13 protein-coding genes are annotated in these 12,793 nt (G+C 37.4%); 1 reads left to right on the top strand and 12 read right to left on the bottom strand.

The window, feature by feature from the left end:
* Positions 1–212 precede the first annotated feature (212 nt).
* The 11 genes from cas2e to CWB66_RS13185 all read right to left on the bottom strand — a co-directional run bounded on the left by cas2e (position 213) and on the right by CWB66_RS13185 (position 10,783).
* Positions 213–521 carry a type I-E CRISPR-associated endoribonuclease Cas2e gene (gene cas2e, locus CWB66_RS13235; RefSeq protein WP_138585739.1) on the bottom strand — a complete coding sequence of 103 codons (309 nt, stop codon included), beginning with the start codon at positions 519–521 and terminating at the stop codon, positions 213–215.
* A 9-nt stretch (positions 522–530) separates the two neighbouring features.
* Positions 531–1,451: a type I-E CRISPR-associated endonuclease Cas1e gene (gene cas1e, locus CWB66_RS13230; protein ID WP_138585738.1), complete on the bottom strand. Its 921-nt coding sequence runs from the start codon at positions 1,449–1,451 to the stop codon at positions 531–533.
* The gene (locus CWB66_RS13225) at positions 1,451–2,293 is read right to left on the bottom strand and encodes a KilA-N domain-containing protein (RefSeq protein ID WP_138585737.1); all 843 of its coding nucleotides are present in this window, start codon (positions 2,291–2,293) and stop codon (positions 1,451–1,453) included. Before CWB66_RS13225 ends, cas1e begins: the two co-directional genes overlap by 1 nt.
* Before the next feature lie 34 nt (positions 2,294–2,327).
* A complete protein-coding gene (locus tag CWB66_RS13220; RefSeq protein WP_138585736.1) occupies positions 2,328–3,797 on the bottom strand; it encodes a type I-E CRISPR-associated protein Cse1/CasA in 1,470 nt (489 codons plus the stop codon).
* On the bottom strand, positions 3,784–4,431 hold the full coding sequence (gene cas5e, locus CWB66_RS13215; RefSeq protein ID WP_138585735.1) for a type I-E CRISPR-associated protein Cas5/CasD: 648 nt from the start codon (positions 4,429–4,431) through the stop codon (positions 3,784–3,786). Before cas5e ends, CWB66_RS13220 begins: the two co-directional genes overlap by 14 nt.
* Before the next feature lie 47 nt (positions 4,432–4,478).
* The gene (cas7e, locus tag CWB66_RS13210; protein WP_138585734.1) at positions 4,479–5,504 is read right to left on the bottom strand and encodes a type I-E CRISPR-associated protein Cas7/Cse4/CasC; all 1,026 of its coding nucleotides are present in this window, start codon (positions 5,502–5,504) and stop codon (positions 4,479–4,481) included.
* A gap of 51 nt (positions 5,505–5,555) precedes the next feature.
* Positions 5,556–5,975: a type I-E CRISPR-associated protein Cse2/CasB gene (locus CWB66_RS13205; RefSeq protein WP_138585733.1), complete on the bottom strand. Its 420-nt coding sequence runs from the start codon at positions 5,973–5,975 to the stop codon at positions 5,556–5,558.
* A 13-nt stretch (positions 5,976–5,988) separates the two neighbouring features.
* Positions 5,989–6,534 carry a type I-E CRISPR-associated protein Cas6/Cse3/CasE gene (cas6e, locus tag CWB66_RS13200; RefSeq protein WP_138585732.1) on the bottom strand — a complete coding sequence of 182 codons (546 nt, stop codon included), beginning with the start codon at positions 6,532–6,534 and terminating at the stop codon, positions 5,989–5,991.
* Between the two features lie 20 nt (positions 6,535–6,554).
* Positions 6,555–8,960 carry a CRISPR-associated helicase/endonuclease Cas3 gene (cas3, locus tag CWB66_RS13195; protein ID WP_138585731.1) on the bottom strand — a complete coding sequence of 802 codons (2,406 nt, stop codon included), beginning with the start codon at positions 8,958–8,960 and terminating at the stop codon, positions 6,555–6,557.
* 132 nt (positions 8,961–9,092) lie between these two features.
* Positions 9,093–9,935, bottom strand: a complete 843-nt coding sequence (locus CWB66_RS13190; RefSeq protein ID WP_138585730.1) for a BrxR family helix-turn-helix transcriptional regulator — start codon at positions 9,933–9,935, stop codon at positions 9,093–9,095.
* 287 nt (positions 9,936–10,222) lie between these two features.
* A complete protein-coding gene (locus CWB66_RS13185) occupies positions 10,223–10,783 on the bottom strand; it encodes an outer membrane beta-barrel protein (protein WP_226894471.1) in 561 nt (186 codons plus the stop codon).
* Between the two features lie 205 nt (positions 10,784–10,988).
* Here CWB66_RS13185 and CWB66_RS13180 point away from each other — a divergent pair, with 205 nt between their 5' ends.
* Complete coding sequence (locus CWB66_RS13180; protein WP_138585728.1) at positions 10,989–12,227, top strand: helix-turn-helix domain-containing protein; 1,239 nt, start codon at positions 10,989–10,991, stop codon at positions 12,225–12,227.
* Here the strand turns inward: CWB66_RS13180 and CWB66_RS13175 are convergent.
* On the bottom strand, positions 12,217–12,561 hold the full coding sequence (locus CWB66_RS13175; protein ID WP_138585727.1) for a 2OG-Fe(II) oxygenase: 345 nt from the start codon (positions 12,559–12,561) through the stop codon (positions 12,217–12,219). The genes CWB66_RS13180 and CWB66_RS13175 overlap by 11 nt on opposite strands.
* Positions 12,562–12,793: the final 232 nt, after the last annotated feature.

The following is a 12,793-nucleotide window of genomic DNA, read 5'->3' as shown; positions in this document are numbered from 1 at the left end:
CGACGGGGAACACTGCCCTAGGTGTAGCGAGCCGGACTCTGCTGAGCGGTTCAGCCCCGTGGATACGGGGAACACAAAGAATAAGTAAATCACCAATTCTATATGCACGGTTCAGCCCCGTGGATACGGGGAACACTCTAATAGTATATGCTTGTTTTTATTAAATAAAAATAGCTATGTAAAATCTACCACGTTTTTAAAGAGCAAAACAATTATTTTTCAGGAGGTATCTCTTGCGTAATTGGAATGAATTTAACCAATCTTAATCCTTCCAAATCAATCGGCATCCGTGCATTTTTACCATAGGTAATGAAATCAAAACCAGATTCAGTATTTGTACCCCAAGCCATAACGACGTTTCCTTGCTCTGCTAGCTCAGTGACTTGAAACCATATCATTTCTCTTATTCGCCTGCCGACATCCCCAACATAAACACCTGCTCGAATTTCTAATAACCAAACAGCTAACCGCCCTCTTAATCTTGGCGGTACTGCTTCGGTGACTACAACACACATGCTCATAATTTATTCCTAACTTGAACGATGGCCAGAATCGCCTATAGATTCGGGCTCGGGTAATGCCGGTGGCTGTGCATCATCATAAGGCTTAGGCGGAGTGATCTCACCTGCATTTAGTACTTTTTCTATAAGAGGTATTAGCCGTTGTAGGGTTTTATCTTTTCTAAAGGCTTCACGGCACGCTATGCGCACTTCTCGATCAGGTTGTTTAGGCCGTTTGCTCGCGACTTTAAATGCAGCAGGCACAACCGTTTCAAATTTAATAAGATCAGCAATGTCATACACAAATGACAGCGGCTTACCTGTGTGTAAAAAGCCTATGGCTGGCGCATAACCTGCAGCTAATATCGCGGCCTCGGTTACACCATATAAGCATGAAGTGGCAGCACTTATACACTGATTTATTATATCTCCTGCTTGCCAATCTTTTGGATTGTAGCGTCTGCCGTGCCATTCGATATTATATTGCTTTGCTAATAGCTGGTATGTTTTACGAACTCGCGCACCTTCTATTCCACGTAGCTGATCAACACTACGTCGTTCTGGTGGAGCTTCATCAAATCGTAGTTCAAACATTTTGCGCACGACTTTTAATCGCAAACCTTCATCAAGTGCTAGTTTAGCTTGATAGAGCAATTTATCTGAACGTGCACCTCCTGGCTGACCTACAGAATAGAGCCTGACACCTGCCTCTCCTACCCAAATGAGTAATGTGCCTGTTGTCGCTGCAAGCTTAACAGCAGCATGACTTATACGGGTACCTGGTTCGAGTAAAATACACACTACTGAGCCTACTGGTATATGCATTCGCTCGCCGTTCACTTCATCAATTACCACAAATGCACCATCGCGTACGTCAATACGACCCATTGCAACAAAAATCATTGAATTACGATCTTTAATAGGTATGGGTTTTAAAGGGAGAAAAGCCATTATTTAATATCGCTTTGATTTGTAGTTGTACGTATTTTGGGCTGTTCAGTAATAGAGCCACTCAGTATCCCCATTTGTTTAATCGCTAACTTGTTGAGGCTTTCAATACGTTGCGCCTGATTAATTCCTTGTTCAATAAAATGAGCATTTAAACTTTCTAAATTAGCTAAACACACTAATTGATGTACATTAGCATGATCGCGCATATTGCCTTTTATTTTTGGATTTTCAGTGCGCCATTGCTTTGCAGTTGTGCCAAATAATGCAACATTTAAAAGATCAGCTTCGCTGGCATACACTTGAGCTACTTGAGATGAGCTAACAACATCAGGTATTAAGTTTTCTTTAATCGCATCGGTATGTATTAAGTAATTTACTTTAGCTAGGTTTCTCTTTATGTCCCAGCCTAACTGTTGTTGTTCTTGATCTTTTAAGCGTTGAAATTCTTTAATCAAATAAAGTTTAAATTCAACTGAAATCCAACTTGCGAACTCAAACGCAATATCTTTTTGCGCAAATGTACCACCATAGCGCCCTGCTTTTGAAATAATACCAATTGCATTGGTAGCACTTATCCATTGTTTAGCCGTGAGCGTAAAGCTATTTAACCCTGCTTCTTTTTTAAACCCGTCGAATTCGACGGGATTAAAATAGGGATTATTGAGTTGCTCCCAAATACCTAAAAATTCAATAGTGTTACGGTTACGCAGCCAGTTACGAATTAAATCATCTGTACGTGCGGTATTTTTAAAACGCGCAATATCCGTAATGTTGATATATTCAATATCACCCTGTTTTAAAGTGGAAATATCCTTTTCAAGTACCGTTAGTTTCGTAGCCATAACAATTCCTATTAAATTTTAAAGTACATCAATTTTAGTTCGTTTTATAAAGTACATACTCACCTTTTATTAACGCTTTAAATAGAGGTAAATCATGCTGATATTTACGCTGTACTGATTTGAAAATAGATTTTGCTTCAATATTAAGCGCTGTAACCGCGTCTTTTCTTAACTGCGATGCTTCCTTTCTATCTACGTTTAATAAAATTTGTTGAATAATTTGTTGCGCATTAGAGGTGAAACGTTGCATGGCCTGCTCTTTAATTCCTCCGACAAAGTTTTTATCATAACCAACGCCAAACATTTTATTAAACGATTGAGAAAGCTTATCTTTTTGATCAAGTCCTGCATCAATAACTTGAGAAATACGCCTGTTATTTTTTGATAGTGAAGAGGGCATAGAATACAAATCATAAACACGTCCTGTGATTGAACCTTGATCAGCAATATTACCGCCAATGAGTATATTAGCTCTTCCTCGCCCTAACTTAGTTTGAAATTGATTAAAAATAAAAGCCGGTTTAACTGTCGCTTTATCTGTTTCCTTTCCAACAATGTAAGAGGTTAATTCTTGCCAAGATTGCCAGCTTTGATCCCTTGCGCATGCGGCATACGTGCCATCTTCTTTTTCCGTTCTTGGCGTATAAGGGTGCAACCACCAACCAGCACCATTATCACGGCCATTTTTCGTTGAACCATATGCACCAGTAAACTTTATTCGCTGAAAATTTCTAACTAATTTTTCTGTCTCAATGCCACAAATATGACAAGTTCCAGACTCCTCTAACACCATAAAATCAATATAGTATGCAAGTGCAAACAAACCTCTTTCTAACCCAATATTTTGTGCTTGGTAGACAACTCCTGAAGGAGGTAAATCCCACATATAATGTGTTTCTGCTGTTTCATCTAATGCTGAGCATTCAGCATAAAAATCAATCGCTACAGTGTTCAATAGTAAGGTTGCTTTCAATGTATCCCCTGCAATTAAAGTAGTTATGGAGCCGCCGCCCCTTATACCTGTTGCTCCTGTGGGACCAAAACATTCACCTTTAATGTTCATATGTAAATTGTAATTAAGAACATGAGTACAATCGGGACAAGATTGACTGACACTTTCTGGTTCTGAAAATAACCCTAAAGCATTTGCTGAACTACCACATTCAATTCCTGAAACTAATTTGGTTATTGGCCCATCAGCTACCTTTGATTTGGCAGGAAATGGTAAACGCATAAAACGCGTTTCTTCAAACCATTCAACTTCTATCTTCTCAAGTGCTTTATCATACTGTTCAACCGTTAAACCATTCGCTAAGTAACCTTCCAACTCAGCGATTGCTGGCTTTAATACAACCGTTGTAAGCGATGCTAACATTTGCAGCATGGCTAACTGGGTTTCGTCAAAAAAGTACTGGAGTTGATAATCAATATTGGAAGTTAAAACCTCCTTTAATGAAACTTTACCAACGGTTGTAGAAATAAAAGGATCTTTAAGTAAGTTCATTTATTACCTCCTGATCATTTTTAGTCGTTTGCCCGCTAACAAATACTGTTCTCATTGCATATTTTCTAAAAATAGAGGTTAATTTGTCTCGTACTTGCAACGTAGCAACATGGTTTTCACCTTTTATATCACTAAAAATTTGCCCGTTTTCACCATGCTCTTTTAAAGCAGTAGACGGGTTAGTTTGAGTTATCACCGCTTCAAACAAAGGTCGCGTCAACGGACACGATTTTCTGCCTTGAAACAAAGTAAACTGTGGCGCTTTCACTGCACAAGTTAGCTGTTTAATTAGCTGTTCACTGGCTGTAATAGCAAACGTATGTTCACTATCACACCAGTATTCTCTGTAAGTAGGTTTAACGCCTTTTTGAATTTTCCCCTGTGGGCTGCGAAAATTTTGCACTGTGTGATAGTCCATTATTTTTTCACCCGCATTATTAACTTGCACTGCCACCTGCACATTTTCAGATAGCTCGAAGAGTCTATCTTGCTCTTTGCGCGTAATACCAAGCGCGGCAGCAAGCAAACCTATAACTGCAGAACGTGTTGGAAAGTGGTTAGCTCTGCGGTGAACATCAAAGGTTTGCAAGCCATATGCTGACAATCCTTCTGTTTTTAAAATTAACGTTTTCATAATTAACGCCTTTTGTATTTTTATAACAACTTAGGGGATAACTGATATTAAAATGCTAACTCACTAACTTTATTCACCATTGTGATTTTTTCACTCTGAGCTGTATTGGTCATATCAAATGCTTTTGCCTTTGATTCTAGATCATAACCATCAACTAATTTTTCATAATGAGACACTAAACTTTGAATGGATGCTTCCATTACCTCCCCTGTATTGGGAATTGGTTTCCTAAAAGCATTTGCAAGAGATAATGGTTGGTTTGAGCTAGTACATAATACAAAGTCAGCCTTGTTATGAGCGGCAAACGTTTTTTGCTTGGCAGAAGGTGAAACCTGTGCAAAACAATTAACAATAGTGGTTATTATAAAGGCTGTTTCCTCAATTGATTTCTTAATATTCTGCGCTAATAGGTCTACGTTAATAGATGCATAACGATAAAATACACCTGAACTGAATTCGTTTGTACCAATATGCCCAGAACCTTGCTCTGCTAAGTCATCACACGCTGTAAACCAATCCACTTCAATATCTGCGCTGTGAGTAGTTAAACTATGCGCTACGCTCATCGCAGCTTCTACATTGCGTTCGGGACAGCTCGCATCCATTCGCCCTGATAATGCAACATCAATAGTGGGTAATTGCACAATTTTTTTAAGTTCTTTTAGATCTGTACCCGCTTGTACAATATTAATGGCTTCGCGAATAGCACCTAACGAATAGGGTTGTACTGCATCAAAGTAACGACGTTTATCTTTGGTGTCTTTATCTGTTTCTGTTTTTATTTTAGAACCCATATTTTCTAAAACACTCTCTATCGTTTTAGCATCAAATTCAGGTGGTTTTTCTATGCAAAGCTTTAGTAAATCATCAAACCGATTAGTTCTAATTGATAGCTCTTCTACATCTTTTTTATATAAATCGCTCTGGCGAATTGCGCGCTTTAAACACTGGCTTGAAATTCTACTGCGTGTGGTTCCACCAAAGACGGCTGTTTTTTGTAAACCGGAATCATCACGATTCATCATTGAAGAAGGATGTGATATTAATGCGTGAATATTGATAAAAGTAGTCATTGTAATTTCCTTTGATTTTTACTTAATTTTCATAAAATGAGTGTTACTAAACTAATCGTCAATTTGTGCCAAAATAAACTCTTTTAAAAGCTCGCGTCTTGCTTGCTCTCCCCAATATTGCGATAACTTACCTAAACTAGATAAGCTCACATTTTCACATCGGATAAGTTGCCGTTTTAAGTATTCAATTGCATTATCACCACTGCGTGTAATTTGAATAATGTGCGCCTCTTTTACGCCTGCTTTTAAAAGCGCAAAAGCGACCGAATCTGACTCAGGCTCTGCTGTGACTTTAATCGATACGAGTAAAAATAAAATACGCTGCGTTTGCGCGTTGTCTTGCGCGCCTGAAAATTTTAAAACGCGAAAATATGCAGGGCAATTAGCTAACTTTTTTAAGTTACAGCGTTTAAGTTCAGCCTGATCGCCTTTCGGTAAAGTTAAGTAGGCTTTATATATTCTGTTGTACATAAGTATCCCTAAATTAACTGGCTTTAGCTAAAGACAATAAACCTGCGCCGGCGTGTTTTTGTCGACCTATACCCATAATTAAAGCCTGATAAACTTGCTCTGCATTAGTAATTTGCAAAACCCCTTCAAAGCAAACATAACGGCTATTAAAGCTTTTTTTACTTTTTACTAGTACGCTATCTATCGCGGTTACATTAACATTGGCACCCGATAACTTTTTATGCAGCCATTGAACTTGTAGGTCTTCATCATGAATTTCTACAACTCGTTTACCTTGGCTAATACACTTAGTTGGGTATGCTAATAACTTAAATTTATAAAACTCTTCATTGTTTAATTGAGGTGCAAATTCCTTGCTCTGTAATACCTTTGCACTATCACTACTTTTTGGTTGAGTACTTGACTGTAAGAGCACTGTTATCTGGCCTTCATCTGACTTATTTTCAACTCTAAATAAATGGTCACGTTTTCTATCCGGTGTTTTTGGAAATAAACTCCAAATTGCCTGATGTTGTAAATAACTATCAGTCGCCTTTAATGCCACCATAGATATGAACATAGAACCCCCTTTTTAATTTATTATTTTTTCAAATTAGGTAATACAATACCTAATTTACCGTATTCAATGTCTTTGTTTACTACAGCTTTAATGCAATGAAAATCACTGTCTTCCTTGCCTTTAGCATGCTTTTTAGCAATAGCAACTGTACTGCGCTCTCTGTCTTGTTGTTCTTTATAGTCACCTCCATGTAATAACCCACCTAGTTCGTCAATAAGCACAACCGTTGCCGTCATTTCACCTTCGCGGGTTAATAATGCGCAACGAGGATCGACATCTGTTAACGGCTTTGAATCAAGTACACTGTACATTTTTGCTGTATAAGCTGAGCCATCTTGCTCAATTTGGTACTTATCGTATAAGTTAGTTAGCTCTAACGCTTCATTTGGGTATGGTTGTTCCGCATGTACATATTCAATTGCTTGGCGATAGCAATCTGGGAAAGTTAAAGTATCTGTTTGCTGCAAATACAGCTCGGTTCTAAATAGTACACGAATGCTTCTATACACAAAGCCACTACCCTGATAATGACTGCTCCAATTACTAATCTTTTGGCTTGGTAATAAAGTAATAAACGTTGGCTGTTTTATTCTATTACAACGAGTATGGAGTGACGTATTAATACGATTATGTCGCCACAACCTCCCCATGCGCTGCATTAAAAACTCTATTGGGGCTATTTGACTCACTATAATGTCAAAATCTAAGTCAAGCGACTGTTCAACAACTTGAGTAGCAACTAAAATACGCCCTTTACGAGGTGCGTCTTTGCCATAAGTTTGTAGAACTTCATCTTCAATTCTTGCTCTATCTGCATAAGTATAGCGTGCATGAAATAGATCAACTTCAATCTCCCCTTCTGCTACTAAACGCTTCAATTGAACATACAAGCCTTGTGCATCTGCAACTGTATTACAAATAATACCAATAACGGCACCGGATTTGGCATGCTCTAATAGTGTTATTTGTTGCTCTGAAGAAGGTAATAAATCTTCTGAAAACCAATTTTCAATTGTTATATGTTTCTTTTTACCAGATGACTCTAGCGAATATTCTTGGGTATTACCTTCTAAATCAACATGTGTTACGAGTGGATACTCATTGCTTCTTGCTGTACCTGCATAAGGTTTAAGTAATTTGTTTTTTAACGATAAAGATAACGTCGCCGATAATAAAATAACGTTAGAAAAGGCTTGGTGTTGTCCCTTAATAACTTTATCAATCAGTGCATACATGTATGCGTCAAAACTATGAATTTCATCAAGAATTAATACTGATTTTCGTGTGCCAAACGAGCGTATAAACTGATGTTTTATACTTAAAACCCCCATTAAAATTTGATCGACTGTTGCTACCGACATAGAGCCCAGAAAAGCGCGTTTATTTGATTGATGTAAAAAGCCATTTTCATCTGAAAATAAGTACTTTGATTTACCATGAGCGAGGGTGGGTGTGCTATCCGGAAACAGCTTAAAGGCAGCTTCGCCAATCCGCTTAAATAATCCATTTGCAGTTGCTTGTGTAGGAAGACCAAAAACAATTCCATCAGCTAGGTTTTGCTCAATTAGCATTGAGGCATAAGCCAATGCAAACTCTGTTTTTCCTGATCCCGTATCAGATTCAACTATCGTTAAGCCTGTTTCCAATGGTAGCTTAGGTAGTAAGGTTTGAATTCCTCGGGGTTGATACGGCTTAAATAAAAAGCCGAATCCTGAACCGTTAATTTTGTTTAGCATGCCTGATTCAAGTAATGCATCTTTTGCTCTTGGCAGCGCTTTTTGATAGTAATCTTGTAAATCAAGCGTTTGATCTTTAGTGAAATTGGTTATAGAAGAGCCTATCCAATCAGCAACACTGCACAAACCGGCAAGCATTGGAATATCGCCAACTTCAGGTATTACTGTTAAACCTGTAAACAAAAGACAAAAATCAATCCACTCTTGCCGTGCTTGTTTATCAAGCTCTACTAATTCTTCATCTGCGTCTGGATCAATTAAATTTCGATCTATTGATATATCACAAAAACCATGATGACCAGCAACCGCTTTCATTGCTTCATTATGACCATATTGTTGGATAAAATGCAGATAGCCATGTGAGCCATGAGCATATTTTTCTGGCTCAACTTCATATTCACAGCCTTGTAATTCTATTCTTACTTCTTCGACAAAGTTTTGAAAACGAGCATCAAACTTACCTAAATCATGCAGTAAAACATAAAATAATACGATTGCTTTAGCTTCGGATTGGGAGAAATTAATTTGTTGTGCGATTTGTTTTAAAATAACCTTTGATTCATCTAGCCATATATCAACCACAGCTGCCACATCCAAACAGTGATAAACCAACAAGTGATAGTCAGCGCCATTTTGCAGTGGCTCTCGCTTTGCTTTCCCCCAATATTTATAATAACTTGATATATCCATTACTTTTTATCCTTTGTTATCGTTGCGTCTAAATTACTGGCTGTTTACCTTTTCAGCAACACTGTATATTTATCACCTGTCGTAATTTTAAGCATGTTTTTAGTTTATTATTATCTGCCTATTTATTAGATATTACGGCATGTAAGGTTGTAAATTAGCTAAGCAATCGGGGCTGAGTATAATTTGTTGCGCTTCGGGGTTTGCTTGATAGCTATCTACACGTAGTTGTTTTAAAAGATAAAGTAATAAAGCAGCGCGAACTTTTAGGTTACGCTTGTAATGACCATTGGGTTGTTGGTGCATTTGGTGGTCGAGCGCTATTATTTTTGCTTTATTGGCGGTTAGCCGAGGATCTGGCTCTATACTAACTACCAGTTGAGTTTGCCATAATGTGTCGTTTTGTTGGTCATACTCAGCTGGCCCTTCTATTTCACATTCGCCATTAAAACGAGTAAGAACAAAGTCTCTAAAATCACGATTTTTTTCGCAATAAGCGCGTACATGCCAGCGAGCACCATCAAAAACTAAATTATGCGGACTGATAATACGCGATTCAAACTCAGGATTTGATACTGAGGCATAACCAACGTCTATTCGTTGCTTATGTTTTAGTGCGTGTAATATCCCACTCACTCTTTTTGGATTTACTGGTACTAGCGGGGATTGCATAGCAGTAAAGTGATTATAATATTCACTTTGAATACCTTGCTGGGTTACGCTTAAATATGTACCAAGATCTTTTTCACCATACCTTGGCATAAAGTGGTTTGTTGCCTGATAGCCTTTTTTGGAGTTGTTGTAAGTTAAAAATTTAGGATACAGTTTTACATAATCTTGTATATATTTAGATGCACTTGAACGACTTATATTAAAATGGTGTTGTATGTGTTTAGTCGTTAAGCGATTTTCCCAAAATATAATAAGTTCTATAAAATGAAAATGCTTAATTAGATCGTAATTTATGTGTGGCGTCATGCTGTTCCTTAGCTATTTTTTTATCCTTTTTACAAAGTATCAAATTAGCTAAGAATAACAATGACAAATTTTGTGATAAAACATTTGTAAACACAGACGTTTTTGAGTGCTTACTTAAGCATCATGTCGATCCGCATATAAATTATGCCACTTTATCTGATCTCTAAAGTATATGGTTTATAGCCCTTATAATAAGGGGGTGTAAATTAACTACGCGGTTTAGACGCCTTATCTACTATTCTTATAATTATTAAATGGCGAGCCGCCTCGCCGTTTAACCGTTGGTATTAAAACTCAAATAATATACCAATTTGAGTGGTTTCATTTCGGCCGAACTCAGCCTCAGTATTCGCATACGAGAGTGAAAGTAAAACCAAGTCACTTACAGGGACTTCAAACCTTACTTTATAAGTAAAATCGGTGCCTGAAAACTCTTCTTCGGCCTCAGGCCCGGGGTTCAAAAACAGTCCTTGTTTTGTCTCCAGTTCCCAGTGTGAGAAGCCGACCATTGGCACAACTTTAAAATACGTAGCTAAATCAAAAGAATAGCCTGCCATCGCCTTAATTTCATAGGTTTCGTAACTATCAAAAGTACCAAATAATATATCGCTTGATGAGTAGGCTACGTTAGCTTCCGTTACTACATTGTTTGCAAATTTATAACCTAGTACGTAATTTATAGAGAGTCCGTCTGTATCAAAATCCTCTTTTAAAATAGCAAAATCCTTATCTACAGCTATTTTACTAGTACCTAGCTCTACACCCATTCTTATTTGAGCCTCATTTGCATGCGAAGAAAAACTACTTATGAGTAAAGTAAGAGCAGTAAGTGAGATCATTTTTTTCATTTTATTATCCAATATTAAGTTAATCCTAAAAGCGATGCAGTGTTGCCCCTAGGCTAGGTTCAATATATGATAATGAGCGACCCTAAATTAATCTACAGACATAGCGGGACATTTTTAAATGTGCCATGCTGCGCGAAACTTTAATTAGCAGTTAAAATCCCTTTGATCATACGTATATTTAACGCTGAGTTATAAGAGCAAAAAATTGAACAACTCAAAAACCGCCCTGCTAAACAGAAAACAGTTACAACAATTAATCTTACAAAAATCAATAAAACACCTATGGCTTGCCAATCAAATTGGTGTGAGTGAAAAAACATTAACTCGATGGCTCAATGGATCGGTTTCCAGAATTAGGCTTAGTAACTTAACTAAACTTGCTCATGCTTTAAGCTGCACTAAAGAAGATTTAATTGCCCGCTCAGAAATAGATATTTATCCTAGTGAAGAAAACCGCGATATTTTAGTCAACGAGTTGCATAACGATGGGCTTTTATATGAACTAATGATGAGCAGTAAAATTAAACTCGCCATTTCTTTAATAAAATCGACATTTCATTCAACGTTACCCCGCGCTATTATTGCTAATTTTTATATTAAACTTGGTTACGCATCTCTTATTCATCGTCAATATAAAAATGCACTGCAATATTTTGAAAAAGGCTTTAATAAAGCGACAAAAGCGGATGATCTTTCGCTCGTTTTTTCTGCTAATTTAGGCTGTGCAATTACATTGTTTTTTTCGTGTGAGTTTAAAAAGTCACAATATTACTTAGCTATTTGCAGTAATTCATTACAATACGCTAACCAAGAGAAAGCGCATTACTACAGCACCTATTCGCTCTTTAATTTATATTCTGGTGATATAAACGCAGCTATCCAATCTGCTAATTTATGTTTAACCGAATGCGGGGAAACAACAGACTCAATAGAAAAAAACCTATTTAAAGGGACAGCTTTACAGCTACTTGGGGCATGTTATTTATTAAAAGATGATACTAAAGCCGCCTATACGTTTTGCGCCGAGTCACTCAATGTCGCCAACCTTTCTGGGTATAACCGCTGCGTTGCTGTATCTAAGGGATACTTAGCGGCAATTCATTGTACAAATGAAAAACCCGCACTCGCAGAGCAACTTATTGAGCAGAGCATAGCCTTAGTAAGTGATGAAGACATTTCCCTGCCAAGTTTATTATGTATAGCACTCTATATTTATCGAAAAACGGCAAACACAACAAAATTTCTAGCCTGCCTAAGCACACTAAATGCGATGTGTAACACAACAAATGTCGTCAATACATTTGCTACATACCAACTTTACCTTATAGATATAGAGCAAGGCAATACACTCGCCGCATCCGAAAAGTTAACGCAGATTGAAAGCGCGCTAAACCAGCTTTCACTCCCTTTATGGCTGGCATGGTTAACAAAACCTAATCTTTAATCCACCCAATACTCAAAATATAGCGGCAGCCTATTTCTATTTTCATAACGCGGTGCTCATTAATGTCGGGGCGAAAAAGCTTTACTCTGCGGGTGTTAATTATTGAATCCTTGCATATAAACTCACCTCCTTTTTTTGCAAGCTTTAACACTATATTTAACCTGAAGTGTTTACCTGCTTTTACTCTATCTGTATGCGGCTTTATTTCACTCCCTTGCGGGAATTTTATTAAGTAAACATCAAACTTTATAGGCCACAAAGCACCACATAACAGCATTTTATCGTAGCCTGTTTCTTGTCTGCCTCGTTGCCAGCGAAATAATTTATTGAACATAAAAGCTCGCTTGTTAGGGTGTATTGATCTTTCTGGATTAAAGTTAAATAACCTGAACTCTGGATAATAAATCTATCTCGAGCAGCTATTTTCAGCGCTAACTGCGTTGAATTTACTTGCAATAGGCCAGCTATTGACGCGTAAATTCGCCTTGTTTTCACTGAAAATCTCTGGCTAGAGAAAATAAATTTAAATATCATTATGATTCAATATGTTAGTAAATATCTTAACC

Origin of the sequence: Pseudoalteromonas sp. S558 (assembly GCF_005886635.1) — a bacterium.
Classification (GTDB): Bacteria; Pseudomonadota; Gammaproteobacteria; order Enterobacterales; family Alteromonadaceae; genus Pseudoalteromonas; species Pseudoalteromonas aliena.
This window is presented reverse-complemented; position numbering and strand designations above follow the sequence as displayed.